Origin of the sequence: Actinoplanes sp. NPDC051851, assembly GCF_040681165.1 — a bacterium.
In the GTDB taxonomy this organism is placed as follows: Bacteria; Actinomycetota; Actinomycetes; order Mycobacteriales; family Micromonosporaceae; genus Actinoplanes.
In genome coordinates, this window is record NZ_JBFAYF010000009.1 from 114,416 (window position 1) to 139,597 (window position 25,182).

Annotated in this window: 26 protein-coding genes; 11 read left to right on the top strand and 15 right to left on the bottom strand. The window is 72.7% G+C overall.

Going from position 1 to position 25,182, the window contains the following annotated elements; all coding sequences use genetic code 11:
- The first annotated feature begins 115 nt into the window (after positions 1 to 115).
- Positions 116 to 1,528, top strand: a complete 1,413-nt coding sequence (locus AB0M08_RS11865) for an ethanolamine ammonia-lyase subunit EutB (RefSeq protein ID WP_364491832.1) — start codon at positions 116 to 118, stop codon at positions 1,526 to 1,528.
- Complete coding sequence (eutC, locus tag AB0M08_RS11870) at positions 1,525 to 2,304, top strand: ethanolamine ammonia-lyase subunit EutC (protein ID WP_364491834.1); 780 nt, start codon at positions 1,525 to 1,527, stop codon at positions 2,302 to 2,304. Before AB0M08_RS11865 ends, eutC begins: the two co-directional genes overlap by 4 nt.
- Here the strand turns inward: eutC and AB0M08_RS11875 are convergent.
- Positions 2,227 to 4,290: a serine/threonine-protein kinase gene (locus tag AB0M08_RS11875; RefSeq protein ID WP_364491836.1), complete on the bottom strand. Its 2,064-nt coding sequence runs from the start codon at positions 4,288 to 4,290 to the stop codon at positions 2,227 to 2,229. The two genes, eutC and AB0M08_RS11875, sit on opposite strands and share 78 nt — an antisense overlap.
- A 513-nt stretch (positions 4,291 to 4,803) precedes the next feature.
- On the opposite strand from AB0M08_RS11875, the gene AB0M08_RS11880 reads away from it, so the two are divergent.
- Genes AB0M08_RS11880 through sigJ form a run of 3 tightly spaced genes read left to right on the top strand, consistent with a single transcriptional unit; the run spans position 4,804 to position 7,096 of the window.
- Complete coding sequence (locus AB0M08_RS11880; protein WP_364491838.1) at positions 4,804 to 5,688, top strand: M20/M25/M40 family metallo-hydrolase; 885 nt, start codon at positions 4,804 to 4,806, stop codon at positions 5,686 to 5,688.
- A gap of 38 nt (positions 5,689 to 5,726) precedes the next feature.
- Positions 5,727 to 6,167 (top strand): carboxymuconolactone decarboxylase family protein, encoded by a 441-nt coding sequence (locus AB0M08_RS11885; protein WP_364491840.1) that lies wholly within the window; start codon positions 5,727 to 5,729, stop codon positions 6,165 to 6,167.
- On the top strand, positions 6,164 to 7,096 hold the full coding sequence (gene sigJ / locus AB0M08_RS11890; protein ID WP_364491842.1) for an RNA polymerase sigma factor SigJ: 933 nt from the start codon (positions 6,164 to 6,166) through the stop codon (positions 7,094 to 7,096). The genes AB0M08_RS11885 and sigJ overlap by 4 nt, the downstream gene beginning before the upstream one ends.
- Here sigJ and AB0M08_RS11895 read toward each other — a convergent pair.
- The 3 genes from AB0M08_RS11895 to AB0M08_RS11905 all read right to left on the bottom strand — a co-directional run bounded on the left by AB0M08_RS11895 (position 7,004) and on the right by AB0M08_RS11905 (position 8,858).
- On the bottom strand, positions 7,004 to 8,095 hold the full coding sequence (locus AB0M08_RS11895) for a nucleotide disphospho-sugar-binding domain-containing protein (RefSeq protein WP_364491844.1): 1,092 nt from the start codon (positions 8,093 to 8,095) through the stop codon (positions 7,004 to 7,006). The two genes, sigJ and AB0M08_RS11895, sit on opposite strands and share 93 nt — an antisense overlap.
- 65 nt (positions 8,096 to 8,160) lie before the next feature.
- A complete protein-coding gene (locus tag AB0M08_RS11900) occupies positions 8,161 to 8,463 on the bottom strand; it encodes a hypothetical protein (protein ID WP_364491846.1) in 303 nt (100 codons plus the stop codon).
- Positions 8,464 to 8,486: 23 nt separating this feature from the next.
- Positions 8,487 to 8,858 carry a helix-turn-helix domain-containing protein gene (locus AB0M08_RS11905; protein ID WP_364491848.1) on the bottom strand — a complete coding sequence of 124 codons (372 nt, stop codon included), beginning with the start codon at positions 8,856 to 8,858 and terminating at the stop codon, positions 8,487 to 8,489.
- 73 nt (positions 8,859 to 8,931) lie between these two features.
- Here AB0M08_RS11905 and AB0M08_RS11910 point away from each other — a divergent pair, with 73 nt between their 5' ends.
- Positions 8,932 to 9,285, top strand: a complete 354-nt coding sequence (locus AB0M08_RS11910) for a DoxX family protein (RefSeq protein WP_364491850.1) — start codon at positions 8,932 to 8,934, stop codon at positions 9,283 to 9,285.
- A gap of 7 nt (positions 9,286 to 9,292) precedes the next feature.
- On the opposite strand, the gene AB0M08_RS11915 is transcribed toward AB0M08_RS11910, so the two are convergent.
- Positions 9,293 to 9,757, bottom strand: coding sequence for an Asp23/Gls24 family envelope stress response protein (locus AB0M08_RS11915; RefSeq protein WP_364491852.1), 465 nt, complete (start codon positions 9,755 to 9,757; stop codon positions 9,293 to 9,295).
- Positions 9,758 to 9,854: 97 nt separating this feature from the next.
- Positions 9,855 to 10,880: an LCP family protein gene (locus AB0M08_RS11920; RefSeq protein WP_364491854.1), complete on the bottom strand. Its 1,026-nt coding sequence runs from the start codon at positions 10,878 to 10,880 to the stop codon at positions 9,855 to 9,857.
- Positions 10,881 to 11,034: 154 nt separating this feature from the next.
- Between AB0M08_RS11920 and AB0M08_RS11925 the strand changes: the two genes are divergently transcribed.
- Positions 11,035 to 11,553 carry a hypothetical protein gene (locus AB0M08_RS11925; protein ID WP_364491856.1) on the top strand — a complete coding sequence of 173 codons (519 nt, stop codon included), beginning with the start codon at positions 11,035 to 11,037 and terminating at the stop codon, positions 11,551 to 11,553.
- A gap of 23 nt (positions 11,554 to 11,576) precedes the next feature.
- Complete coding sequence (locus AB0M08_RS11930; RefSeq protein WP_364491858.1) at positions 11,577 to 12,500, top strand: serine hydrolase domain-containing protein; 924 nt, start codon at positions 11,577 to 11,579, stop codon at positions 12,498 to 12,500.
- A 49-nt stretch (positions 12,501 to 12,549) separates the two neighbouring features.
- Here AB0M08_RS11930 and AB0M08_RS11935 read toward each other — a convergent pair whose 3' ends face one another.
- Together AB0M08_RS11935 and AB0M08_RS11940 are read right to left on the bottom strand one after the other, a co-directional pair.
- Positions 12,550 to 13,668, bottom strand: coding sequence for a M15 family metallopeptidase (locus AB0M08_RS11935; protein ID WP_364491860.1), 1,119 nt, complete (start codon positions 13,666 to 13,668; stop codon positions 12,550 to 12,552).
- 153 nt (positions 13,669 to 13,821) lie between these two features.
- Positions 13,822 to 14,409, bottom strand: coding sequence for a hypothetical protein (locus tag AB0M08_RS11940; protein ID WP_364491862.1), 588 nt, complete (start codon positions 14,407 to 14,409; stop codon positions 13,822 to 13,824).
- 181 nt (positions 14,410 to 14,590) lie between these two features.
- Here AB0M08_RS11940 and AB0M08_RS11945 point away from each other — a divergent pair, with 181 nt between their 5' ends.
- Positions 14,591 to 15,244: a hypothetical protein gene (locus AB0M08_RS11945; protein ID WP_364491864.1), complete on the top strand. Its 654-nt coding sequence runs from the start codon at positions 14,591 to 14,593 to the stop codon at positions 15,242 to 15,244.
- 52 nt (positions 15,245 to 15,296) lie between these two features.
- On the opposite strand, the gene AB0M08_RS11950 is transcribed toward AB0M08_RS11945, so the two are convergent.
- From AB0M08_RS11950 to AB0M08_RS11975, 6 genes are all read right to left on the bottom strand, one after another.
- Entirely contained in the window at positions 15,297 to 16,079 is a 783-nt protein-coding gene (locus AB0M08_RS11950; RefSeq protein ID WP_364491866.1) for an enoyl-CoA hydratase-related protein, read from the bottom strand.
- Positions 16,080 to 16,181: 102 nt separating this feature from the next.
- A complete protein-coding gene (locus AB0M08_RS11955) occupies positions 16,182 to 16,733 on the bottom strand; it encodes a DUF305 domain-containing protein (protein WP_364491868.1) in 552 nt (183 codons plus the stop codon).
- A 13-nt stretch (positions 16,734 to 16,746) separates the two neighbouring features.
- Positions 16,747 to 17,829 (bottom strand): DUF1996 domain-containing protein, encoded by a 1,083-nt coding sequence (locus AB0M08_RS11960; protein WP_364491870.1) that lies wholly within the window; start codon positions 17,827 to 17,829, stop codon positions 16,747 to 16,749.
- Between the two features lie 77 nt (positions 17,830 to 17,906).
- Complete coding sequence (locus AB0M08_RS11965) at positions 17,907 to 18,260, bottom strand: hypothetical protein (protein WP_364491872.1); 354 nt, start codon at positions 18,258 to 18,260, stop codon at positions 17,907 to 17,909.
- A gap of 76 nt (positions 18,261 to 18,336) precedes the next feature.
- On the bottom strand, positions 18,337 to 19,572 hold the full coding sequence (locus tag AB0M08_RS11970; RefSeq protein ID WP_364491874.1) for a saccharopine dehydrogenase C-terminal domain-containing protein: 1,236 nt from the start codon (positions 19,570 to 19,572) through the stop codon (positions 18,337 to 18,339).
- A 110-nt stretch (positions 19,573 to 19,682) separates the two neighbouring features.
- Positions 19,683 to 21,608, bottom strand: a complete 1,926-nt coding sequence (locus tag AB0M08_RS11975) for a caspase family protein (protein ID WP_364491876.1) — start codon at positions 21,606 to 21,608, stop codon at positions 19,683 to 19,685.
- Positions 21,609 to 21,911: 303 nt separating this feature from the next.
- On the opposite strand from AB0M08_RS11975, the gene AB0M08_RS11980 reads away from it, so the two are divergent.
- Together AB0M08_RS11980 and AB0M08_RS11985 are read left to right on the top strand one after the other, a co-directional pair.
- A complete protein-coding gene (locus tag AB0M08_RS11980) occupies positions 21,912 to 23,051 on the top strand; it encodes a hypothetical protein (protein ID WP_364491878.1) in 1,140 nt (379 codons plus the stop codon).
- A gap of 57 nt (positions 23,052 to 23,108) precedes the next feature.
- Positions 23,109 to 23,807, top strand: coding sequence for a Crp/Fnr family transcriptional regulator (locus AB0M08_RS11985; RefSeq protein WP_364491880.1), 699 nt, complete (start codon positions 23,109 to 23,111; stop codon positions 23,805 to 23,807).
- Positions 23,808 to 23,810: 3 nt separating this feature from the next.
- On the opposite strand, the gene AB0M08_RS11990 is transcribed toward AB0M08_RS11985, so the two are convergent.
- On the bottom strand, positions 23,811 to 25,091 hold the full coding sequence (locus AB0M08_RS11990) for a hypothetical protein (RefSeq protein ID WP_364491882.1): 1,281 nt from the start codon (positions 25,089 to 25,091) through the stop codon (positions 23,811 to 23,813).
- Positions 25,092 to 25,182: the final 91 nt, after the last annotated feature.

Genomic DNA, 25,182 nt, shown 5'->3' on the forward strand with positions numbered 1-25,182 from the left:
CTCTGCGATATACGTTGAATATGGGAGCCGGTGCTGTATTTCCGGCCCGGAAACTGTGTATTGCATCTGCCGGTGGCCGTTGACGCTGCGGAGTCTCCCCGGCTTCTCTTGATCAATGCGCTATCGGCAGGCCCTGCACGGGCACACCTACGAGTTCGACGGGCTCGTGGACGTGATGGCCAAGGCCACGCCGTCGCGGTCCGGGGACGTGCTGGCCGGATGCGCGGCGCGGACCGACGCCGAGCGCGCCGCGGCACGGTGGGTGCTGGCCGACGTGCCTCTCACGGCGTTCCTGAACGAGCCGCTGGTGCCGTACGAGAAAGATGATGTGACGCGGTTGATCGTGGACACGCACGATCCGGTGGCCTTCGCACCGGTGCGGCATCTGACCGTCGGCGGGTTCCGGGAATGGCTGCTCGACCTGGTGGCGCGGCCGGGCGCGAGCACGGTGCTGAGCGCGCTGGCGCCCGGGCTGACGCCGGAGATGGTCGCGGCGGTCTCCAAGCTGATGCGCAACCAGGATCTGGTGGCGGTGGCCGCGGCGACCTCGGTGGTGACCGGCTTCCGGACCACGCTCGGGCTGCCCGGCCGCCTCGCGACCCGGCTCCAGCCGAACCATCCGACCGACGACCACGCCGGGGTGGCGGCCGCGATCCTGGACGGGCTGCTGCTCGGCTCCGGCGACGCGGTGATCGGTATCAACCCGGCCTCGGACAACCCGCGGACCGTGGCCCGGCTGCTGCACCTGATCGACGAGGTACGGCAGCGGTACGCGATCCCCGCCCAGTCCTGCGTCCTCACCCACGTCACCACCACGATCGACCTGATCGCCGCGGGCGCCCCGGTCGACCTGGTGTTCCAGTCGATCGCCGGTACCCAGGCCGCGAACGCCGGCTTCGGGGTGGAGCTGTCGATGCTCGCCGAGGCGAAGGCCGCCGCGGAGTCCCTCGGGCGCGGCACCGTGGGGCAGAACGTCATGTACTTCGAAACCGGGCAGGGCTCGGCGCTCTCCGCGGACGCCCACCTCGGCGTGGGCGGGCGCCCGGTCGACCAGCAGACCCTGGAGGCGCGCGCCTACGGGGTGGCCCGGGCGTTCGACCCGCTGCTGGTCAATACGGTGGTCGGGTTCATCGGGCCGGAGTACCTCTACGACGGCAAGCAGATCGTCCGGGCCGGGCTGGAGGACCACCTCTGCGGCAAGCTGCTCGGGCTGCCGATGGGCGTGGACGTCTGTTACACCAACCACGCCGAGGCCGACCAGGACGACATGGACACCCTGCTCACCCTGCTCGGGGTGGCCGGGTGCACGTTCGTGATCGCGGTGCCCGGCGCGGACGACGTGATGCTCGGGTATCAGTCGACGTCGTTCCATGACGCCCTCTACGTACGGAAGGTGCTCGGTAAGAAGCCGGCGCCGGAGTTCGAGGCGTGGCTGAACGGGGTGGGCCTGCTCGGGAACGACGGCTCGGTGCTGGCGATCGACCCGACCTCGTCACCGCTGCGCGCGATCACCGGGGTAGCGGCGTGAGCGCGGACTTCTGGCAGCCGCTGCGGGCGCTGACCCCGGCGCGGATCGGGATCGGGCGGGCCGGGAACGGCCTCTCCACCCGGGCGGTCCTCGAAGCGGGCGCGGCACACGCGCTGGCCCGCGACGCGGTACACCTGCCCCTGGACGTGGACGCGCTCGCCGCGGAGCTCGGCGGGGAGTGCCTGCGGGTCGCCTCGGCCGCGCCGGACCGCGCCACCTACCTGACCCGGCCCGACCTGGGGCGCCGTCCGGACCCGGCGACGCCGCCGCCCACCGTGGACGAGCCGGCCGATCTCGTGGTGGTGCTCGCGGACGGGCTGTCGGCGACGGCCGTACAGAAGCATGCTCTTCCGCTGTGGAGATCTCTGCGGGACGCACTGCCCGCCGACGTCGTGGTGGGCACGCCCGTCATCGCGACGCAGGCCCGGGTGGCTCTCGGCGATCACATCGGCGCGGCGCTGCGGGCCCGGATGGTGCTGGTGCTGATCGGCGAGCGTCCCGGGCTCTCCTCGGCGGACAGCCTCGGCGCGTACCTGACCTGGGATCCCCGGCCGGGCGTGCCGGACTCGGCCCGCAACTGCGTCTCCAACATCCGCCCGCCGCACGGCCTGGACTACGCGACCGCGACCCGGACGATCACCGCGCTGATCACCGGGGCCCGGCGGCTCGGCGCGACCGGGGTCCGGCTCAAGGACACCTCACTCGACGCTGTAGTCGAGCATCGCGACCGAGACGATCTCGCCGTCGCGGATGGTCACCAGGGCCGGCCAGGGTGACGGCTCGGCGCCGCTGAAGGTCCGGAACTCCTCCGCGGTGACCGGGCAGAGACCGGTGTGGGTGGTGGCGTCCAGGCACTTCTTCGGCTGGTTGCGGAAGTCGAGGTACTCGACCTTCGCGACCGTGGGCAACACCACCCGGGTGGCGCTGGCGACCGGCACGTAGCTCTTCGTGCACTGCGGCGAGGTGTCCGCAAGCGCATACTTCGCGCAGTACTCGGCCCCGGTGTAGAACGCGGACGGCTCCAGGATGCCGACGCGGTGGGCGTCGTGCAGGTAGTAGAAACCCGCGGTGAACTGGGCGTCCCCGGTCAGGAACGCCGGAGTCCCCGGCGTGCCGGTGTCGCCGCCGGACCGCAGCTCGGCGTCGGTGAAGGTGACGACGGCCCTGCCGCTCTCCGGTGCCACCGCGCCGAGCAGGACCCGGCCGCTGATCAGTGAGGACTCGGTCAGCTCACCCTCCAGGACGGCCGTGCCGTCGACCGCGACCGTGGCCCTCTGGTCCGCGGTGACCACCTGGATCCGGTGCGCCTCCCCGATCGTGGTGGCCAGCCTCTCGGTGGCGATGACGTTCTCGAAGCCGTCGATCGTGCTGATCAGCGTCACCGTGTCCGGGCAGAGGGCGACCCGGTACGCGTCCGCGAAGTAGTCGTCCTCGACGTCGCTGGAGGCCCGGAACCAGATCGCCGCGCAGGAGCGGGAGTTGGCCAGGGTGGCGTCGACGGTGGCGTTCTGGCTGCTCGGGAAGACGGTGCCGAGCCACGAGCCGCACGGCATCACGTCGCCGGCCTTGGCGGTCACCCGCAGGCCGTTCTGGTGCGCGCACGCCCCGCTGTCCCCGGTCTTCGCCTCGAAGGCGCCGTCCTTCGCCCGCAGCGCGTCGAAGACCGACGGGCCGGCGACGGTGGCGGCGGCCGCGGGTGCCGACGCGGACGCGGACGGTTCGGCCACGCTGCCCTGCGCCGCCGGCTCCGCGTGGCTCCGCAGCGCGGCGGCGCCCACCACGGCGAGCGCGGTCGCGGCCACCACGGCGGTCGCGGTGGCGACCATCGCGGTACGCCGCCGGCCCGGGCGCGTGCGGGTTCCGCTGGTCCGGTACCGGCCGGACTGCTGGGCCGCCTCCGCCTCCCGCTTGATCTCCACGGGCAGCGGGGGAGCGGAGGGCCCCGACCCGGTGACGAGCAGCCGGTCGAGCAGTTCCGGGGCGGTGGGCCGGTCGGCCGGGTCCTTCTCCAGCGCCGCCGAGACCAGCGCGGTCAGGTACGGCGGCAGGTCGGTGAGCCGGGGCGGCTGGGTGAGGATCCGCGCGGCGGTGGCGGCCGGGCTGTCCCCGCCGAACGGGGTCCGGCCGGTGCCGGCGTACGTGACCACGGCACCCCAGGCGAACACGTCCGCGGCCGGGGTGAGCAGCCGGTCGGTCTCCGGGTCGAACCGCTCCGGCGCCATGTACGCCAGCGTGCCGACCATCTCCTCGGCACGGGTGTGGAAGCTGGTCGGTTCGAGGGGCCGGGCGATACCGAAATCGATCACCTTCGGGGTGCCCAGCGCGAAGAGCACGTTGCGCGGCTTCAGGTCGCGGTGGATCACCCCGGCGCCGTGGATGGCGGCGAGCGCGGCGGCCACCCCGACGGCGACGCCGTGCAGGTTGCCGCCGGTCAGCGAGCCCTGCTCCTCGACGACCTCGTTGAGCGTGGGGCCGTCCACGTACTCGACGACCAGGTACGGCGTCTGGTGGTCCGGGTCGGCGTCGAGCACCTCGGCGGTGCAGAACGGCGGGACCTGCCGCGCCCGGTTGACCTCGCTGCGGAAACGGGCCCGGAAGTGCTCCTCGTGGGCGTACTCCGGCCGGATGACCTTGATGGCGACCAGCCGCCCGCCGGGCGCCTCCGCGAGGTAGACCGCGCCCATGCCGCCCTGGCCGAGCCGGGAGAGTGTCCGGTATCGGCCGATGAACGGGGGATCGGTGGATCGCAGGGGATCTGCCACGACGTAGGAAACTACCGTGACCCGGCTCCGGATCAAATCAAGCGCTGATCACACTCGGTGCATTCATCGAGCTTGATCACGATCTGCCGTGCCGGGATGTCGGAATGTCGTCACCTGATGTGCCGCCGGCGCGGTGGCTGTGGCAGCTGATCGAGCCGTTCCACGCGGTCCTCTACTACGCGCCCGAGGTCACCGCCGAGGCCGCCGCTCTCGGCTATGACACGGCCACCCGCTGGCCGAGTTACTTCGCCTGGCGGGCCGCTCCGCTCGGCCCGGCGGGGGTCGCGGCAGTCGGTTCGGCTTTCTACAGCTTCTCCTTGGGTACGGTCGGAGCACACGTGCCGTCCGCGTGGGCGGTCCGCCCGCCGGAGGTGCTGGTGGAACGGCGTCTCGTGGCCGTCGACCGGGCGCTGCGCACGCTGCTCGGCCCCCTGCTCGGATCGCCCGAGCTGGCCGCCGCCGCGGAGCTGGCCCGGCGCGCGGCGGGGGCGGACGGTCGCCTACCGCGCGGACATGGACGCGGTGCCGCCGGACGACCAGATCGGCGGCGGCACGGCGCCGGCCCACCTCTGCGGGCACGACCTGCACACCACCATCGGGATCGGGGTCGCGGAGAGCCTGGCCCGGGGGCGGCGGCGGCTCAGCGGGCGGGTGATGTTCGTCTTCCAGCCCGCCGAGGAGACGCTCTCCGGCGCCGCCGCGATGTTCGCCGACGGCGTCTTCGCCACGATCCGGCCGTCCGAGATCCACGCCCTGCACTGCTTCGCGATGCCGGTGGGCCGGTTCGTCACCACCGCCGGTTTCGGCCTGCCCGGCCGGGATCGCGGCGTCGCCGTCACCGGGAGTGACGAGGAGGCCGCCGCGGTCGCCGCCGCGCTGAACGGGCTGAGCACGGTGGCCCGTCCGGCGACGCCCGCCGATCTGGAACGCCTGGTCAACGACGTCCTGACGCCGCACGGCCCGCTGGAGCGGTTCGTCTTCGTGCAGGCCCGCGCGGCCGACTCCCAGGTGCAGGTCACCTTCCGCTGCTGGCCGGAGGAGCGCTACCGCGACGTCCGCGAGTCCATCCGCGCCCTCGCCCCGACCGTGGTCTTCCCGAGCGACCCCTTCCCCGCGATGGTCACCCCCGAGCGCGAGGGTCACGCTCTGCAGCGTTTCCTCAACGCCCTTCCCGCGTACGGATCCATCCCGTTCAGTGGCGAGGACTTCGCGCTCTTCCTGAACGAGATGCCCGGGACGTACACCTTCCTCGGGGTACGCCGGCCGGGCGCCCCGATCGAGACGAGCTATCCGCACTTCGCGACGTTCGACCCGGACGAGCGCGCGATCGGCCACGGCGTCCGGGCGATGACGAGCTGGCTGACGCACCGGGCCGCTATGACCGGCATCACGCGCTGAACTGTCACGCCGGGCATGCCCGCATCCGTCGTTGCCGCATGACGCAACGCATGTCCTGGACCGATGTGGTGCCCGACGGCTACGCCGCCATGGCCCAGCTGGAGAAGTACACCCGCGCGACGGTCGACCCGATCGTGCTCCACCTGATCAAGATCCGCGCCTCGGTGCTCAACGGGTGCGCGTTCTGCCTGGACATGCACGTCCGGGAGGCGCTCGCCGACGGCGACGACCAGCGCCGCCTCTTCGCGGTGGCGGCGTGGCGGGAGGCGCCCTTCTTCGACGAGCCGGAGCGTGCCGCGCTCGCCCTCACCGACGCGGTGACCAGGCTCGGCGACCACGGCGTCCCGGACGACGTCTACGACGAGGCGGTCGCCCGCTGGGGAGAGGAGGGGACAGCCAACATGATCCTGGCGATCGGCACCATCAACGTGTGGAACCGCATCGTCATCACGACCCGCAAGCAACCCCCGACGGAGTGAGCGCGGAGTTCGTCCGGCATCGGCCGATGCTGCGCGGGCTCGCGTATCGGCTGGTGGGGACCGTGCACGACACGGACGACGTGCTGCAGGAGGCGTATCTGCGGTGGGTGGCGGCGGACCGGAGCGCGGTGGCGCAGCCGCGCCGGTACCTGACCCGGGTGGTGGCGCGGCTCGCCGTCGACCAGTTGCGGGCCCGGCAGGCACGGCGGGAGAGCTACGTCGGCGAGTGGCTGCCCGAGCCGGTCGCCACCGGCGCCTCGCCGTTCGGGGCGGTCGACACCTCGGACCTGTCGATCGCGGTGCTGCACCTGATGGAGCGGCTGACGCCGCCGCAGCGGGCGGTCTTCGTGCTGCGTACCGCCTTCGACCTGCCCTACGGCGAGATCGCCGGGATCGTCGACCGCGCGGAGGACGACTGCCGCCAGCTGTTCCACCGGGCGGAGCGGGCGCTGCACGACGGCCGTACCCGGTTCGCGGCGCCCGCGGACCAGCACCGCCGGCTGCTGACCGGCTTCGTGGCGGCGGCTCGCGAGGGCGACCTCACCCGCCTGCACCGCCTGCTGCACGCCGACGTGATCGCCTGGTCCGACGGCGGTGGCAGGACCCGCTCCGCGCGGCGCCCGATCCGCTCGGCCGCCAAGGTGGGCCGTTTCTTCGCCGCCGTCTACGGCCGTGCCCCGGTGATGGAGGTCGCGCCGCTGGAGCTGAACGGCGCCCCGGCCCTGCGGATCACCTATCCCCGCTCCCACCACGTGCTGATGCTCGCCGTCGAGGCGGACGTGATCTGCCGCCTCTACGTCGTCTCCAACCCGGACAAGCTCGGCGCCCTCCGGCCGTCAGTGGACCAGTTTCTCCAGCTCCGGGACGACGGTGGCGGGGTCCGGCATGGCGGCGATCTCGGCGGCGACCTGCTGGGCCGCGGTGCGTAGCGCCGGGTCGGTGAGCAGGCGGGTCAGGTGATCGGCGGTGATGGACCGGGCCGGGACGGCGAAGCCCGCGCCGCGGGCGGCCAGCACGCCGGAGTTGTGGGTGCGGTCGCCGGCGCCCGGGGTGGTCAGCTGGGGGACGCCCGCGGCCAGGCCGCCGAGCATGCTGCCGGCGCCCGCGTGGTGGACGAAGCCCGCGGCGTGCGGGAGGGCCTCGTTCAGCGGGATGCGGTCGACCACCCGGACGTTCGGCGGCAGGGTGCCCCGTCGCGGGCCGCGGACCAGGACGAACTCGGCGTCGACGGAGGGCGCGGCGGCGAGCACGGCCCGGGTGGGGTCGCCGGTGTCCGGGCCCCGAAGGGTGCTGTGGCTGACCAGGACGCGTGGCCGGTCGCCGGGCTCGCGGAGCCACGGCGGGAGCGTGCCGCCGCCGGACCAGGGGACCGGGCGCATCGGGATCGCGCCCTCGATCGGGGCGGTGCGGAGGCTGGGCGGGACCACGGCGATGGTTAGGGCCGGGTCGGGGGCGGCGTACCCGGCGAAGACCGAGCAGCCTGTCACCGCCCGGAACAGGTCGGGCGCGGGCCAGAGGGTGTTCTCCTGCAGCACCGACGGGATGCCGAGGAGGCCCGCGACCACGGCGCCGGCCTCGGTCAGCGGTTCGAAGACGATCAGGTCGGGGCGTTCCCGCTCGGCGAGCTCCCGCAACGGCGCGATCAGCGGCAGGTTGGCCCGGCTGAAGATCTCGCCGACCATCGAGAGGCCGGCCTCGCCGCGCAGCTCACGGCGGGCCAGCCGGAGATTGCTCAGGACCGCGCGGAAGGCGGAGCGCTGCAGGCTGAATCGCCGGTCGATGGCGGCGGTGCGCAGGCCGAGCACGTCGGGCGGGAAGTCGCCGGAGGCCAGGAGCACGTCGTGCCCGGCGTCCCGGCAGGCCGCGGCGAGCGGGATCAACGGCAGCAGATGCCCCTGCAGCGGCGCGGCGACGAAGACGATGCGCATGACCGCGTTGTACCACGGATCGGGGGTCCACGATGGACCCCTTCACCGACCGTACCATAAAAAAATCACCCAGAGTGACGATCGGACGCGACGTAGGCAGCGGCCGCGGTGATCGCGGAGACGGCGAGGACGGACGGCCAGGCGCCGATGCGCTTGGCGAGAGGGTGCGAGAGGCCGAAGGCCGCGACGTAGGTGGCGACCAGGCCGGCCGTGACCGCCGGGCTGGTGCGGCGGCGCCACTCGCGTGCCGCGACCGCTCCGCCGGCGGCGAGGACGACGCCGCCGAGTGGCCGGACACCGGTGCGGCGCGCGACCTGCCAGCCGCCGATGAGGGAACCTGCGGTGATCGCTGCGGTGGGAAGAGGCATGCGGCGAACCTACACCCGGCGGCTCAGCGATCCGCCCATCTCGCCCGGCTCGCCTCGATCTGCGGCACGTGCTCGATCGCCCAGCCGGCCAGCGCCAGCGCCGGCGGGATGAGGCTCTGCCCGGTCGGGGTCAGCGCGTACTCCACGCGGGGCGGCACCTCGGCGAACACGCTCCGTGACACAAGGCCGTCCCGTTCCAGGTTACGCAGGGTCAGGGTGAGCATCCGCTGGGAGATGCCGGGGATCTGCTGGCGCAGGTCGGTGAAGCGCAGCGTGCCCTGCTCCAGCGTGGCCACGATGAGCAGCGTCCACTTGTTGCAGATCTGGTCGAGGATCGCCCGGAGCGTCTTCCCGCCGTCGCCGCGGATCATGCAGGTGTGACCGTAGTCGGGCATGACATCCCCCTGTGCCTGAGGCACACGGATGTGCCTTTTGTAGGGCCCCCGAAAATCGGTGACCATCGTCCGCATGCACATCGCGTACTGGATCGTCGCCGGCCTGATGGCCCTGCTCTATCTCTTCTCCGGCGGCAGGAAGGCCACCCAGAGCAGGGACCGGCTGCGGCCGATGATGGGCTGGGTCGATCAGATACCGCTGCCGGCGATCCGGGCGCTCGGGATCCTGGAGATCCTCGGCGCGATCGGGCTGATCCTGCCGCCGCTCACCGGCGTGGCGACCCGGCTCGCGATCGCTGCGGCGGCGGGGCTTCTGCTGATCCAGATCGGGGCCGTCGCCCTGCACCTGTCCCGCGGCGAGGCGAGGCTGATCGGCCTCAACGTCGTGCTGCTGGTCGCCGCGGGCGCTGCGATCCTGCTCTATTGAAAGCGGATCAGGCCTCCGGCATCAGGATGTCGTCGACCTTGACCTTGCAGTTGTTGACGTGGACGCCGTAGTGCTCGACCGCCTCGATCACCTTGGTCCGCACCGCGGCGGTCACCTCGGAGACCACCTCGCCGGCCTTGAGGCAGAGCACCACGGTGATGTCCACGTCGATGCCGTCCACCTTGGCCGTGACGCCCCGGGTCGCGTCGCCCACCTTGTCCAGGCCGACCCGGTCGAGAACGGAGTTGAAGAAGCGGGCCACGTCGCCGCCGAGCTCGGCGACCCCGGGCACCGACCGGGCGGCCGCGGAGGCCAGCTTCTCGATCACCTCGCGGTCGAACTCGGTGTCCCCGCGGTAGGCGGCGACCTCGATCACCCCGGCGCCGCCGTGGCTCGGCGGCACGGCCTCGGCCACGGCGGGCAGGAAGATCTCCTGGGTACGGTCCGCGTGGAACCCGGCGTCGTCACTCATTCTCGTCCCTCTACCCGATGCCCGAACCAGCGCTGCACACGCCGTGACCCGGCGTGCACCGAGCGAGCCTACTAGAAATGTTCACGTTCCCATGTGCTCACCGGCTGTCCGGGAGCAGTCCGGGGCGGGACTGCAGATAGGACGGGACCCGGTCCTGTACGACCGCGGCGAAGAACGCGGTGGACCTCCGGTCGAGCTGCTCGCCACGGTAGGCGCCACCCTCGAAGAGCGGCATCCCGTGCAGGCTGATCGAGGTGATGTCCCGGGCGTTCAGCACCGCGAGGAAGGTGGCCCAGTCCAGCATGGTGTGCCCGCCGCCGACGAAGGTCATCGTCTGCTCCACCTGCCGGACGATCTCCGGCAGCCGTCCCGGCTCGGCGGCCACCGCGCTGCTCATCCGGGTGGCGAGCGCCTTGAGCATCTGCCGCTGGTGCCGCTGGCGGTCGTAGTCCACGTGCGGCAGCCCGTAACGCTGCCGGGCGTAGTCGAGGGCCTCCCACCCGCTGAGGTGCTGCGGGGTGTCGCTCTTCCGGTACGTCTTCTGCGGTCCGATGTACGGCCGGTGGCAGTCGTCGTGTCCCGGGCACGCGGGCAGCCGGTCGCGCGACGTGCCGTCCGGCTTGTGGTGTTCGGAGACCACGTCCTGGTCGATCACCATGTCGACGCCGCCCATCGCGGTGATCAGCCGCTTGAAGCCGCCGAAATCGATCACCGCGCCGCCGTCGAACCGGGTGATCCCGGTGACCTTGCGGACCGTCCGGGAGAGCAGCCGGAAGCCCTGCGCCGGGTCGTACCGCCGGTTCCCGATCCGGCTGCCCAGCGCCATCGCCGCGTTGATCTTCGAGCGCTGCCCGGCCGAGCCCGCTCTCGGGAACGCCGGGATCCACGTCACCAGGTCGCGCGGGATCGAGAAGAGGTACACGGTCCGCCGGTCGGCCGGGATGTGCGCCACGATGATCGAGTCGGCCAGCGGCGCGGTGTGGTCGTCCCGCGGGTCGATCCCGACGAGCAGCAGGTTCAGCGGCCCGCCGAGCGCTTTCTGCACCGATGCCTGGACCGCTCCCGCCGGGATCAGCAGGAGGCAGCACCCGAGTGCGAGGACCAGTCGTTTCCAGTGGGCCATATAACCTTCTACCTCCTGTTTCATGCCGTTGCGCGGATGATGTCATCGGCGCGGCGCGAGAGTGACAAGAATCCAGAAATCCGGATAAAAGCACCTATAGGGGGCAGGCTGGACCGCGGTCTTTTCACATGCCGGAGCGAAGGAGCGGTGGCGGATGTTGCGGAGCAGTGCACTGGTCATGGTGGTGGCCGCGGTGATCGGCGGGGCCGGTGTCCCGGCGCAGGCGGCATCGGGTCTCACCGGCGCCCAGCGGCGGGTGCTGGTGGACGCGACCAGCCGGTTCAAGGACGTACGGAAGGCGAAGGCAGCCGGGTACCTGCCGACCGAGGACTGCGTGCCGGGGATGGGCTACCACTACAGCAGCCCGCGGAACTCGGAGAACGGCGACGTCGACCCGGTGCTGCCGGAGATCCTGCTCTACGTGCCGGTGCCGCACGGCGGGCTGCGGCTGGCCGGCCTGGAGTTCTTCCGCCCCGACGCGGACGGTGACCTGCGCACCGACGTCGACCGTCCCACGCTCTTCGGCCACCCGTTCGACGGCCCGATGGCCGGCCACCCGGTGCCGAAGGGCGTGCCCCCGATGCCGGTCCACTACGACCTGCACGTCTGGCTCTACCTCCCGAACCCGGACGGCGAGCTGACCACCCTGAACCCGAAGGTCACCTGCCCCTGACGTTCTCCGCTATAAAGGGATCCATGTTGGCGGATATGGATCTCAAGGGCCTGCACGGCGTCGTGGTGATCCGGGACGGCGAGATCGTGCTGGAGCACTACGGCGCCGGCGAGGACTTCGCCTGGGGTGAGCCGCTCGGGCCGGTCACCTTCGGCCCCGGGACGCTGCACGATCTCCGGTCCTGTTCCAAGAGCATCACCGCGCTCCTGTACGGCATCGCGCTCGACGCCGGATCCGTGCCACCGCCCGCGGCGCCCCTGCTGGAACAGTTCCCGGACTATCCGGATCTGGCGGCCGACCCGGCGCGGGCGAGGCTCACGGTGGAGCACGTGCTGACCATGTCGCTGGGGCTGGAGTGGCGAGAGGAGCCACCCTACGACAGCCCGGCCAACGCCGAGATCGCCATGGAGATGGCGCCGGACCGGTACCGGTACGTCCTGGAACGCCCGATCGTCGCGCCGCCGGGCGAGTGGTCCTACTGTGGCGGCGCCACGGCCCTGCTCGGCGGCCTGATCGCCGCGGGCACCGGCCGGTCGCTTCCGGACTACGCCCGCGAGGTGCTCTTCACCCCGCTGGGCATCACCGACGTCGCCTGGTCCGGCGGCGCGGACGGCGTCGCGTCGGCCGCCTCCGGTCTGCGGCTCACCCCGCGCGACCTGGCCCGGATCGGCGCGGCGATCCTCGCCGGCGGCCACGGCGTCATCCCCGCGAGCTGGATCGGCGCCATGCTCCGCCCCCGCGTGACGACCCGGACGGGCGCCCGGTACGGCTACCACTGGTACACCGGCGATCTCGACGGCCGCACCCTCCACTACGCCACCGGGAACGGCGGCCAGCGCCTCTTCCTGCTCCCGGACACGGCCCAGGTCATCGCGGTCACCGCCGGCGACTACGACTCCCCGGACCAGGGGCGTACACCCCAGACGGTCCTGGAACTCCTCGCCTGAACCCGTGCTCCCGCCAGGGGGTGCCGGAGCACCCCCTGACGGCCGGTGGTCAGTTGCCGGTGATGGACCAGTGCCAGGCCTCGGCGGGGTAGTTGACGAAGCCGTACCTGCCCGCGTTGGCGGCCATCCACGTGAAGGCCTTGCCCTTGCGGTCGGTGATGCTCCGGCCGCCGGAGGTCATGTCGACGGCCAGGCCGATCTCGTGCAGGGAGCGGCCCGGGATCGCGGTCGGTACCCGGCAGGACGAGGACGGCGCGGTCCAGACGTCCGGGCAGCCGTTCGCCTTGCGGAGGGCGATCTGCTGTTCCCTGGTACGGAAGCCGCCTCCGGAGAGCGGCACCCCGGCCTTCGCGGCGTCGTCGATCATGCGCTGGAACGGGAACGCGACGATCCGGTTGACGGTGACGCCGTACACCCGGGTGGTCTGCGCCGTGGTGAAGCTCGCCCGGGTCTGGTTCACCACGTCCGGGCCGAGTACCGAGGCCCGCGCCGCCAGGTCGGTCCGGAGCTTCGGCAGCGCCGCGATCCGGGTCTGCGCGGTGCTCAGCGCCGTCACCGCGGCGTCGTGCGCGGTGGTCGCCGCCGGTACCGCGCGCTCGGCCGCGGTGTTCGCGCGCCGCGCCGCCGCCAGGTTCGCCGTGGTCGTCCGGACCGCCAGCGACCGGGTCTTCAGCGTGCTGGTCGCGGTGGTCAGCGCCTGTTTCGCGGTGGTGACCCGGGCGGCGTTGGCGGTGTTGCGCGGCCGGAGCCGCTGCGCGTCGGTGACCGCCTTGCGTGCGGCCGCGACCGTTGCCTTGGCGGTCGCGTGCCGCTTCCGGGCGCCCTGATCGGCGGCGGCCGCCGTGGTCAGCGCGGCCTGCGCGACCGGCACGGCCTTCTGCGCGGCGGTCAGCTCGGCCCGCTTCGCGGTGATCGCCGCCCGCAACCCGGGCAGTGAGGCGGTGAGCCGGGCGCCCTCGGCGTCCAGGTTCAGCCTGCGCCGCATCAGGCTCGACCAGCTGGCCCCGGCGGTGGCGGTCGTGGCGGTGGCGGTGGTCCTGGCGGGCGCCGCGGACGAGGTGGCGGCCGCGGCGGGGGCGGCGCCGAACGCCGTCACGGCCAGCATCAGCGGCAGGGCCGAACCCACGATTCGCAGACCGCGCTGACGAAGGGTGTTGTTCTGGGTCACTGCGCGCCGGCTCCTCACCACGATGGCGGGTGCCGTTCGCCCGCCGGTCAGAGCCAGATCGGAGCGGGAGCAGCGGAATTGACGAATTCTCCGGTATCCATCCGGGTGCCGTCCGGAGCGGAACGGTTCCCGCCGGCTCCGGACGGCGCGGAATCAGCCGTGTTCGGCGGGGGGCTCCTCGGCCAGCGACCCGTCACCCACCGACCCGTCACCCACCGACCCGTCACCCACCGACCCGTCACCCACCGACCCGTCACCCACCGAACCGTCACCCACCGAACCGTCACCCAGCGACTCCGTCGCCTCGGCGCCCGGCGGGACCTCGCCGGTCAGGCCGTACCAGTAGAAGGTGAAGAGGTGGTGCGCGCCGCCCTCGGGGCTGAGGCGCTTCGCGACCTTGTTGTGCGGGAAGGCGCGGAGCCCGTTCGGCAGCTCGACCACCGCGGCGCCGGCCGGGACGTCGAAGACCCAGCGGCCGCCTCCGTGCCGGACCAGCAGCTCGCCCAGGTAGGCGCCCATGTTCATCACCGTGCTGTGGAGGACCTCGGCCGAGGGGCCGGCCGCGAGCACCGTGTCGCACGCGCCGTCGAGCCGGGTCGCCTCGCCCGAGCCCCAGCCGAACGGGGTGCCCGCCGCGGCCATCCCGTTCTGGAAGACCTCGGCCAGCTCGAGCATGTACGCGGCGGTCTCCGAGTCCGTCGGCGCCGCCCGTCTGCGGAAGCGATCCAGGAAATCCCCCATGGCCCCTCCATTCAAGGCCGTGAGCGTATCAAGCAGGGGGCATGCGCGTATCGAGGGAGTTTCAAGCATTGATGCGACGTCAACCGGCCACGATTCGACCGCTCTCTAAGTAGTCATCACTGTCGATGCACCGAGGGCGCCTTCCGGTGAACCGGCGTACCCCGGCCCGCGTCATGCGGTCATGCCGCCAGCCCGCGATCCACGCCGCGCCCCCGCGCCGTCCACCCCGAACCCGAACCGTGTCGCCGCCGCGGCGGCCGTGGTCTCGCGTACGTCCACGAACGCGCTGATCGCCGCGCCGTCGGCCACCACCGCCCGGCCTGTGGACGAACCCGCCGTCAGTCAGCGCGGCATCGACCTCGCCCCGTTCGTCGGGCAGGGCGCCGGGCTGCTGGCCAAGTACTACTTTCCGGAGAGTGTGACCGGGGAGCTGTTGTACGGGGGCGGGGTCGCGCTGGGCGGCATCCCCGCCACACTGGCCGTCCTGGAGGAGGCGTCCGTCGCGCTGCGGGGCGGGACCCCGAACCTCCGGCGCGTTCTCGCGGGGACCGCCGAGGTGGTCGCGGCCTGCACGTACGGGTGGTACAACGCGATCGGACGGCATCACGAGACGGGTGGGCTGGCGGCGCTGGTCCAGGGGGCGGCCGCCTTCTACCGGGCGGGCCAGGTTCCGGGGCGCCTTCCGCCGGCGCTGCCGATGCATCAGTCGCCGCAGAGTGCGATGATCGCGGCGACCACCCGGCCACCGAGGGAGACGGATCCGTTGCTCCCGCGTTCCCGGCCGGTGCCACCGGGCGCCGCTGCCGGGAGTGCGCCCGCTCAGCCGGTTCGCTGAGTTCTCTCCGCAGCCGGGGAGGAACGCCGGGGGAGGAGCGCCGGGGGAGGGACTACGGCCAGATGGGTGACCGTCGTTCGAGGAACGCCCGGACCCCCTCCCGGCGGTCCGCCGAGAACACCGTGGCCCGCCAGGCCGCGTCCTCGATGTCCAGTCCCGAAGCCAGGTCGGTGTCGAGCGCCCGCCGTAGCGCGTTCCGCGCGTTCGTCACCGCCACCGGCGAGTTCGCCGCGATCTGCCCGGCGATCTCCAGGGCCGTGGCGAGGTCGTGGCCGGCCGGGACCAGGCGGTCGATCAGCCCGAGCTTCGCCGCCTCGATGGCCGGCACGTGGCGGCCGGTCAGGATCAGGTCGGCCGCCGTGCCGTAGCCCGCGCGGCGCGGGAGCAGCTGGGTCCCGCCGCCACCCGGGACGATGCCCAGGCGTACCTCGGGGAGCCCGACGACCGCCGTCTCGTCGGCGACGATCAGGTCGCAGCAGAGGGCCAGTTCGAAACCGCCGCCGAGCGCGTGTCCGTGTACCGCGGCGACCACCGGGACGTGCAGGTCGCGGAGGCTGCCGAAGGCCCGGCGGAAGACCAGGCGCTGGGCGCCGAACCCGGCGTCGCTGAGCCGCCCGCGTTCCTTCAGGTCGGCCCCGACGCAGAACGCCCCGGGCGCCGCCGAGCTGAGCACGACGGCCCGGGCCCCGAGCTCCCGTACGCCCTCCGCCGCCCCGATCAGCTCCTCGGCCAGCGCGGTGCTGAGCGCGTTCCGGGCCGCCACCCGGTTGAGCCGGATCTCCGCGACCGTGCCGTGGTCCGCCAGCACGACATCCGGTTCCCTGTCAGCCGTCACGATCCCTGGATATCAGGTGATCACCGCCAGGTATATACGCCGCCGTCGGTTTTCCCGTTCGTGGCGCCCGGGGGACGGCCTGATCGGGAGGGGCGGCGAGAGCTACGACAGGCCGGTGCGGCTGGTGAGGATGCGCGCGGCGAGAGCCTTCGTCCGTGGCTCCGCGCCGTAGAGCCCTTCGCTGCGGGCGAGGTCGGCCGCCTGCTCGATGCCCTCCCGCAGCTTCGCCGTGACGGCGGTGTCGAACTCCTCCCCGGAGAGGGCCGCCATCGCCGTCACGTCCCGCGCGGTCACCATGCCGGGCATCGGCATCCCCTCGTGCGGGTTCTCCGCCGGGAGTCCCGCCTCGTCGTGCAGCGCTCGCAACTCAGGCAACTCGGCGAGCGTCACCGTGCGTACGCGGGAAGCGAGATCTTGAACTGAAGCGCCGTGCGCGTGCGCCGGAACGATGTCGAGCAACGGGAGGACCTGCTCGTCCATGGCCAGGACGAGCTCGATCCAGGCCAGATCGGTGCCGCCGAAGGAGGCCGCCGGTGCCGGCGCGGACGAGGACGGGGCGGGGGCCGGGACGGGTGCGGCGGCGGCCGAGCCGCACCCGGTGAGCAGGACGCCGAGGAGGAACGGCAGGAGCCGCGCGAGGGGAGGAAGGGACACGCTGACCAACGACTCAGCCGCCGGTGAAGGACGGCGTGGTGCCGCACTTGGCGTGGGCGTTGATGCAGACCTTGACCAGCGCGCTCAGCTTTGCGGGATCCCACCCGTTCATGAAGTCGCCGTGGATCGACGAGGCCATCCCGGAGGAGAGCGCGAGCCCGTCGCCGCCGAGCGAGTCGTAGCCGAGCATCAGCGAGACGCTGGGGATCGCCACCGGGTACTTCCCGGTGCACTCGCCGTTGACGGCGGGCCCCATGTGCGACTTGTGGTCCGGCGAGTCGATGTGCTTGCCGTCCCAGCAGTCCTCGAAGGTGAGCTGGTAGATCAGGTTGCCGCCCTTGGCGCACTTCGGCCAGTTGCCGTCCTTGCTCCGGCCGGTCTCCGCGCTGCCCGCGCACCAGAACTGCCCGCTGGCGCCGGCCGGGGTCGCCACCTGCTTCTTCGGGTCGCCGACCACCATCATCAGACCGGGCGGGAACGGCTTGACCGTCGACGAGTCCTCGATCTTGGCGCCGTAGTAGGCCCGGAAGCCCTTCATCGCCACCGGCTTGCCGTTGTGCAGCAGCGTCGGGGCCCAGTAGGCGCTCCGGTCACCCTTCGCGTCGCAGGTCCCTTTCCGGGTACGCAGTTCCGCGGTCGTGGTGTGCGCGTCCACGTCCTGCCCGAAGAAGGTGTGCAGGTGCGACGCGCCCGGCAGGTTCGGGAAGACGATCGGGTCGTCGGGTGCCCGCCCGGTGACCTCGCAGTCGGTGTGGAACTCGGGGACCATGGTCGTCCCGGCCGGGACCGTCTTGGGCTGGACCGCGTCGAAGAGGGCCAGCTCGGCCTTCCACGCCGCCGCGTCCACGGCGACCCAGCTGCCCTTGGCCGGGGCGAGCTTCGTGACGGCCGAGGGGCTCGCCGACGGCTTCGCTGACGATTCCACCGATGGCTGTACCGACGGTTCCACTGACGGCGACAGGCTGGGGGAGGAGGGGAGAAGGGGCGAGGCCACCGAGGCGGCGGTGCCCGGATCGGTGGCTATATAGACGCCGACCGCGGCGAGCAATACCGCCGCGGCGGCACCGATCAGGATCAGGAACATCCCACGGCGCATGACGAAATGTCCTCACGTTGGTGAGAATGGGGGAGAGGAATAATGCGTCGGACCGGCCGATAACACTTTTTCGGGAGTCAGTTCTCCGGCGTGAGCCCGCGCCGCCGGGTGTATCCGCACACGCTGCCCCGATACCGCCCCCGGATCGGGAAGCCGGCCGAGTTGACGTCGGTCGCCACGGCGAACGCCGACCGGTGCGAGGTCAGGGCGCCGGGGAACCGGTGCAGGAACCGGTCGAGCGGCGCCACGGTGTTCTTCCAGTACTGGTAGCCGGCGGCACCGCGCGCCCGGGGGACCGGAACGGCCGCGTTGTAGCCCGGCATCTGCTTGGTGGTGACGGTCCGTGGGACCGCCGTCGCTATGGGAAGGTGCACGCGCCGGGGAGTGGCGAGCCAGCCCCAGACGCGTACCCGATTAACACGTCTCGTCATGTCGACCTTCAGATGGATCGGCCTTGCCCGTCAGAGTCGCTGTCATTGACATTGACGATCCACACGGCCGAATTGTTCAAGCCGACACAGCTTTTTCATAAGAGGAACGCATCCCCCACGGCGATCCGTACTCGACGAGCAGGTCGAGGAACGGCTTCGGTGGGAACGCCTCGGGGCCGAGCACCCCGGCGCCGGTCCACACGCCGGTCGCCACCAGCTCCAGCGCGACCACCGGGTTGATCGCGGTCTGCCAGACCACGGCCTGCGAGCCGTACTCGGCCATCGACCACTCGTTGTCGACCACGTGGTAGAGGTAGACCTCGCGGGGCGCGCCGTCGCGGGTGCCGCGGACCCAGGTCCCGGCACAGGTCTTGCCGCGCATCTTGTCGCCCAGCGTCGCCGGGTCGGGCAGCGAGGCGGCGACCACGTCGCGCGGCGAGACGCTCACCGGGCCGTCCGGGCCGGGCACCACCACACCCTCGGTCCGGTCCAGGCCGAGCTGGTGCAGGGTCTTGAGGGTACGGATGAAGTCCTCGCCCAGCCCGTACTTGAAGGTGACCCGGTTCGCCCCGATCCAGCGGGGCACCAGCAGCACCTCCTCGTGCTCCACGTTCACGCACTCGACCGGCCCGATCCCCTCGGGGAACTCGAAGACCTCCGGCTCGCTGAACGGCTCGGTGGTGAACCAGCCCCGGTCCCGCTCCCAGATCACCGGCGGGTTGAGGCACTCCTCGATGCAGGTCCAGATGCTGAACGAGGGCGCGAAGTCGTAGCCGTCCACGGTCAGGTTCGCGCCGTCCCGGACGCCGATCTCGTCGATCTCGTCGAAGAGCTCGTCGGCGGCGTACCGGGCGAAGACGTCGGAGAGTCCCGGCTCGACACCCATCCCGACCAGCGCCAGCCGCCCGGCCTTCTCCCACGCCCCGGCCTGGGCGAACTGCTCGTCGCCGAGCTTCACCCCGCACTCCCGGTACGGGTCGGCCGGGTGCGGCCTCGACATCGACATCGCCATGTCGAGGTAGGTGGCGCCGGTCGCGTGCGCGGCCTCGAAGAGCGGCATCACGAACCGCGGGTCGGTGGCGTTGAGCAGCACGTCGCACCCGGTACGCCCGAGCAGCGCCACCACCGCGGCCCGGTCGGCGGCGTCGACGCGCGCCGCGCTGAACCGGTCGTCGCCGACGGCCGCGACCGCCGCCTCGGCCCTGGCGAGGTCGTAGTCGGCCACCACCATCCCGTCGAAGAACCGGCGCCGGGCGGCGATCCGGGTGATCGCGGTGCCGACACCGCCCGCACCGACAAGCAGGACGCGCATGAGGAGGTTCCTTCCATCCGACGACGAAGCCCTGCCCGCAACGACGTTCACGACCTCGTTCCTGATCAAACGCGCGCGATCCGCTCAACGTCAACGTGTTGACATAAGGCTCAGGCACCGGGTCCGGGCACCTCGACGCGGAGGACGGCCGTCGCGGTGGTCCAGTCGTAGGCGGTGCCGTCGTCGGCGAGGTCGAGGTCGCGGTGGACCAGCCGCCCGGCCAGGCGTTCCAGGAGACCGGACCGGCCGAGGCCCCGGTCGGTGAGGACCGGCGTGCCCAGCGACGGCATCAGGAACGGCAGGTCGCTGAACTGCTCCTCGGCGACGATCAGCTTCAGCCGGTCGTCGGCCGCGGCGCCCGGCTCCGCGAGCATCCCGGCAGGCAGGCTCGCCCGGACCCGGCGGCCGTCGAACGCGGCGGCGCGCAGCCCGGGGCCGATGAAATCACCCGGGAAGAGCTGGGCGTGCACCCGGAACCGGGGCGCCAGGTCGAGCAGCACGCAGTAGAGGCGGCGCCCGGTGGTGTTGTGCAGCCGGATGAAGACCCCCGGTGGCGCCCAGCCGGCACCGGTCCAGCGGTAGCGCAGCCGGTACACGCCGTCCTCGGGGGTGAGGAGCTCCCCGTCCGTCGCGCCGACCCGGTCCTGGCCCGGCTCGGGGGCCAGCACCTCGATGCGGACCGGGTCGCCGAGTGCGGTGGCCGGGTTCCGCAGCCTGCTCAGCAGCCGGAACCGGGCCAGGTGCTCGATCGCCCCGACCACCTCGTACGGCCCGTTCGCGCCGAGCATCGTCAGGTCCGCCACCCGTACGCCGAGCTCGGTGACGAGCACCCGCCCGCTGCCGCCGGCCTGCACCCGCAGGTCCGGGAGCGTGCCCGGCTCCGCCTCCCGGGCGTGCGGGGAGCCGGCCAGCGCCCCGGTGATCCGCCGGACCGCCTCCGGGTCGCTCCCGCCGATCGCGACGGTCGCCGGGGGCAGCGGCAGCCCGGTCACCACCACCGGGAACTGCCGGTCCCGGGCCGGCTCCCAGCCGCCCTCCGGGGTGACCAGGCTGGTCAGCGCCTGGACCTCGGTGACCGCGGCCTCCCGGGCCACGCCGTCGCCGCGGACCGCGACCCGGACGCCGCCGCCGGAGGGCAGGCCGTGCACGCTCCCGGCGTCGATCCGCCAGCCCCCGTCGCCGCGGTACATCAGCATCCCGGTGACCGGGCGGCGGATGGTGCCGTCCAGGAAGACCCCGTCGGCCGGTCCCTCACCGGCCGGCCGCAGCCGCGGCGTCTGCCGCATGGCGCGCTCCTCCACCTCCGGGCGTACGGCGGCGAGCAGCTCCCGGTACGTGAACCCCGGATCGAGACGGCTCATCGCGGACAGCAGGGCCCAGCTGAACACCCCGCGCCGGTCCGCGCCGAAGAGCATCTCCTGCGCGGTCTCGAACGAGCGGCACGCGGCCAGCGTGACGTGTTCGCGGGAGGTCAGCCCCCACCGCTCGCGTACCTCGGGGACCAGGGACTCCACGGCGCGCGGCGGGCCCGGTTCGAGCGACCGGGTCCGCACCTCCGGCTCCTGGTTCACCAGATTGCGGGTGGCCCCGTCGGAGTGGCAGCTGTCCAGGATCGCCGCCACGTGCCCGGCCCGGTCGGCCACCCCGTCGAGCAGAGCCGACAGCTCCTTGTCCCACAGATCCGGTACGCCCGGCAGGCGGCTGTCCGCGCAGACGAGGGTCTGCACCCGGCCGGTCGGCTCGCGGAACCAGGCCCACCCGGGCACCGCCGCGTCCGAGCCGTGACCGGAGAACCAGAGCAGTGCGGTGTCCTCCGGTCCGGCCTGTCCGAGGTGCTTCCGGACCGCCTCGGTGACCGCCTGGTAGGTGGCCTCGCCATCGATCAGCAGCCGGGTGTGCAGGGCGACGCCGGGCGCCGTGGTGGCGGCCAGGTGGGCGGCCGCGGCCCGGGCGTCGTTGACGCATCCACCCAGGTCCTGGACGGTGGGCGAGTCGTAGTGGTCGATGCCGACCAGGAGTGCGTAGAGAGCGGGCACCGGTGTCACCCTCCCGAGTGAAGGCCGCCGCGGTGGTCCGCGGCAGGGGCACCGGGGTCCTGACGGACACGCTCCCATAAATTGATCTCCATCCACATCCCGGGGCTTCGCGACATCCCCCGGGACGGTGGATCGCGGCGCCGAAGATCGCCCGGATCATGCGACGTTCGACCGGCCGGATGCGACTGTTGGTACCGATTCCACACTCGAAACGGTGTTTCCGACGTGCCGGGCTCGCCGTCCGATTCCGAACCGAGAAAGCTGCAACCACCGATCGCGGCCGACCATCGGAAGGAGCCCTCGGTGGCCGATTCGAGCGTGCGAACCCGGAGGCTGGAGCCCGGCCTCCGCACCGCGTCCCGTCGTGTGGCGGCGAACCAGTCGTCCAGCGGGCACGTCTACGCCTCGCGCACCGCCGTGCCAGTGACACCCGTGCCACCGATACGGCCAGGGGGTGCCGGGGAGAGTGCGGACCTGCTGCGCCGGCTCGCCACCGCGGGCGCCCTCGCGGCCGCCGCCGAGGGCCCGGACCGCGCCGAGCTGACCAGCGCCGCGTACGACCTGGTCTGGCCGATCGTGTTCAGCCGGCTCACCCGGCGGCTGGAGCAGCAGCGCGGCCACTTCGCCTGCGCCGCCGGTGTCGACGGGCTCGCCGACGACTGCCTGGACCGTTTCCACGACGACGTCGAGTCGGTCGTCGACGACCTGCTCACCCACGCGCGCCGCCCGATCGACAGGCTGGAGGCGTGGATCGCCGCCCGGCTCGGCGCCGCCACGGTCAACGGCCACCGGCGCCGCCGGGGCAGCCGCGGTGCCCTGCAGCGGCCCCGCCTGCCCGGCTGGCTCGCCCTCGCGCTCGGCGAGGACCGGTGGCTCACCGCCCTCGCGGTCGACATCCTGGTCTGGGTCGGCGTCCGGGGCACCGCCGGGACCGGCACCTGGCCGCTGGAGTCCTGGGCGCAGCAGCGCGCGGAGTACACCGGCGACTGGGCCGGCAGCAACCCGGCCACCGTGGAGCGCGAGGTCGAGCTGACCCTGGACGCGATGCGCACGAGGCCGGGCTGGTACGAGTCCTTCGTGGAGCGCCCGCTCGGTGCCAAGCAGGCACCGGTCGCCGCGGCGGCGGTCGACCCGTACGGGGAACCGGTCACCCCGCTCGCCCTCGGCGAGCCCGACCAGCAGGTGGAGAGCGAGATGCACCGGCTGGCCGGTGACGCCGTCGCGGCGCTGCGGCAGCGGCTGGCCCGCGGCGAGCAGGCCGAACGGGCCGTGGTGGAGGTGATCCGCTCGGTCTTCGGCGGCGGCCTGACCAGCACCCTCGACCGCGCCCCGCACAGCGGCGCCGACCCGGTCGGCGGGGTGACCGCGGCGCTGAGCGAGCAGGATCGGCTGCGGCGGATCGTGAGCGAGGTGCTGTCCATCGTGGGAGATGAAAAGTCCTAACCCCTATCGGGACTGTGCGGTTGCGTGGCAGGCGGGTTGCTGTGTGCAATGGCTGTCATGACCGAAGGTGGCGAACCGGCCTGGGCGCCGGGCTCCTTCCTCGACCAGTTGTCGGCCGTGGAGCGCGAGGAGCTCCTCGGCCTGGGGATCACCCGTCGCCTGCCGGGCGGCCGGACCCTGCTGGTGGAGGGGCGGCTCGACACCCAGGTCGAGGTGATCCGCGAGGGACAGGTGAAGGTGACCACCGCGGTCGGCGGCGTGCCCCGGCTGCTGGCCATCCGGCTCCCCGGCGACCTGGTCGGCGAGTTCGCCGCGTTCACCGGGAACGGCCGGACGGCCACCGTGACCACCTGCGGGCAGGTCGTCTCCACGGTGATCCGCCAGCCGGACTTCGTCGACTTCGTGAACCGGCACCCGAACGTGGCCCTGCAGATCACCGCCACGGTCGGGCGCCGGCTGCGCTGGGCCAACGAGCGCCGGTCGGAGTTCTCGGCGTTCCCGGCACACGTCCGGCTGGCCCGGATACTCTTGGAGATCGCGACCAGCTGCGGTGAGGCGGTGGCGGACGGCGTGCAGATCACCGTCGAGCTGAGCCAGACCGAGCTGGCGTACCTCATCGGCGCCAAGGAGGACACCGTGCAGCGGGCCCTGCGGCAGCTGCGTGCCGAGGGCCTGCTGCGGACCGGGTACCGGCGGATCGTGGTCCTGGACGAGGCCGGGATGCGGGCGCTGGTGGAGAGCGCGGAGTGGACCTGAGGGCTACTCCCCGAGGTACGGGCCGACGTGGATCCAGGACTGCTCGGTGAAGCCCTTCTCCGGCAGGTCCACCGTCATCGGCTGGAAGTCGCCCGCGGCCGGCGGCTCCTCGGCGTGCACCAGCACGTCGCGGTAGAGCACGTCGGGGATGGCGAGGGCGTACCCGGCCGCCGGATGGTCCCGGACCGCGGCGCGCAGCGGTGGGCTGTCCAGCAGCCGGTGCACCGCGATCGCCGGGGTGCCCACCCAGCCGTTCGCGCCCTGCCGGATCAGCCCGCGGTGCAGCGCCACCCGGAGCCGCATCCGCCGCTCCAGGGGCACTCCCCGGTTCCGCGCGGCCAGCCCGGCGCCCAGCTCCCGCAGCAGCGCCGGGATGACCACCGACTCGTCGATGCCGACCGGGAGCACGGTGAACTGGCCGTCGCCCTGCGGCTGCGGGTCGACCATGCCCTCGTTGATCCCGGCCGCCCGCCGTGCGTCGCCCAGCACGGTCACCAGGTCGTGCTGCAGCCGCGCGGTCTCCTCGGTACGCCGTCCGCTGTAGCCGACCACGTCCGCGGCCATGCACAGCCGTACCGCCGCCCCGGCCTCGAGACCGGCCCCGGTGAGCGGCTCGTCGAAGGTGACCGCCTCGCCGAGCACCGCCTTCTCCCGCCCGTCCGGGCCGCTGATCTCCACCTGGACGGTCAGTGCGCCGGGCACCTTCACCGCCCACGTCGGCAGCTCCAGCAGTGCGTGCACGGCGTGGGTGTCCGGGATCAGCAGGCGGCCGCCCGGGTCGTCGTAGAGCCACCCGAACGACGGGGTGTTCACCCCGCTGGTCCACGCCCGTGGGGTGTCCCGGCGCCCGGCCAGCCGCCGCAGCCAGCCGGGGCGGGTCCGGGCGGCGGCCACCGTACGGGCGGCGAGCGGCGACGCGGCCCCGGTCTCTTCCGGGTCCTGCACCAGGCCGAGCTCGTCACCGCCGGCGGCCAGCCGGACCGCGCGGGACGCCGGTGCGGTCAGCGCGACCTCGAAACGGGCGCCCGTGTAGCGGCGGCCGGCGGCGGGCGGCTCCAGGTCGAAGGCGAAGAGGGCGCCCGCGTACCGGGTGCCGACCCGGTCGGCGCGGGCCCGCAGCGGCGGCGGCAGCTCGGCGGCGGAGACCGGATAGATCAGCGGGCGGCCGCAGCGTACGGCCGTCCTCGTCGTGTCGCCGGACGGCGGCACGCCCCGGCCCGTCGCGGGTCGTAGTTCGCGGTGGGCGAGCACCTCGTCCTCGCCCAGTCTCTGCTGTGTCCACACATTCACCCCTGGCGGACAGGGAACCCCGGCATATAACGGAAAGTCACCGGAATCTCGATGCTCCAATATGCCATCACGCGGGGTTGTCCGA

Coding starts and splice junctions, on each gene's coding strand:
- AB0M08_RS11865 (WP_364491832.1), top strand. CDS start 116: ATGCGCTATCGGCAGGCCCTGCACGGGCACACCTACGAGTTCGACGGG.
- AB0M08_RS11880 (WP_364491838.1), top strand. CDS start 4,804: ATGGACGCGGTGCCGCCGGACGACCAGATCGGCGGCGGCACGGCGCCG.
- AB0M08_RS11885 (WP_364491840.1), top strand. CDS start 5,727: ATGACGCAACGCATGTCCTGGACCGATGTGGTGCCCGACGGCTACGCC.
- AB0M08_RS11895 (WP_364491844.1), bottom strand. CDS start 8,095: ATGCGCATCGTCTTCGTCGCCGCGCCGCTGCAGGGGCATCTGCTGCCG.
- AB0M08_RS11900 (WP_364491846.1), bottom strand. CDS start 8,463: ATGCCTCTTCCCACCGCAGCGATCACCGCAGGTTCCCTCATCGGCGGC.
- AB0M08_RS11905 (WP_364491848.1), bottom strand. CDS start 8,858: ATGCCCGACTACGGTCACACCTGCATGATCCGCGGCGACGGCGGGAAG.
- AB0M08_RS11910 (WP_364491850.1), top strand. CDS start 8,932: ATGCACATCGCGTACTGGATCGTCGCCGGCCTGATGGCCCTGCTCTAT.
- AB0M08_RS11915 (WP_364491852.1), bottom strand. CDS start 9,757: ATGAGTGACGACGCCGGGTTCCACGCGGACCGTACCCAGGAGATCTTC.
- AB0M08_RS11920 (WP_364491854.1), bottom strand. CDS start 10,880: ATGGCCCACTGGAAACGACTGGTCCTCGCACTCGGGTGCTGCCTCCTG.
- AB0M08_RS11925 (WP_364491856.1), top strand. CDS start 11,035: ATGTTGCGGAGCAGTGCACTGGTCATGGTGGTGGCCGCGGTGATCGGC.
- AB0M08_RS11930 (WP_364491858.1), top strand. CDS start 11,577: ATGTTGGCGGATATGGATCTCAAGGGCCTGCACGGCGTCGTGGTGATC.
- AB0M08_RS11940 (WP_364491862.1), bottom strand. CDS start 14,409: ATGGGGGATTTCCTGGATCGCTTCCGCAGACGGGCGGCGCCGACGGAC.
- AB0M08_RS11945 (WP_364491864.1), top strand. CDS start 14,591: ATGCCGCCAGCCCGCGATCCACGCCGCGCCCCCGCGCCGTCCACCCCG.
- AB0M08_RS11960 (WP_364491870.1), bottom strand. CDS start 17,829: ATGCGCCGTGGGATGTTCCTGATCCTGATCGGTGCCGCCGCGGCGGTA.
- AB0M08_RS11965 (WP_364491872.1), bottom strand. CDS start 18,260: ATGACGAGACGTGTTAATCGGGTACGCGTCTGGGGCTGGCTCGCCACT.
- AB0M08_RS11970 (WP_364491874.1), bottom strand. CDS start 19,572: ATGCGCGTCCTGCTTGTCGGTGCGGGCGGTGTCGGCACCGCGATCACC.
- AB0M08_RS11985 (WP_364491880.1), top strand. CDS start 23,109: ATGACCGAAGGTGGCGAACCGGCCTGGGCGCCGGGCTCCTTCCTCGAC.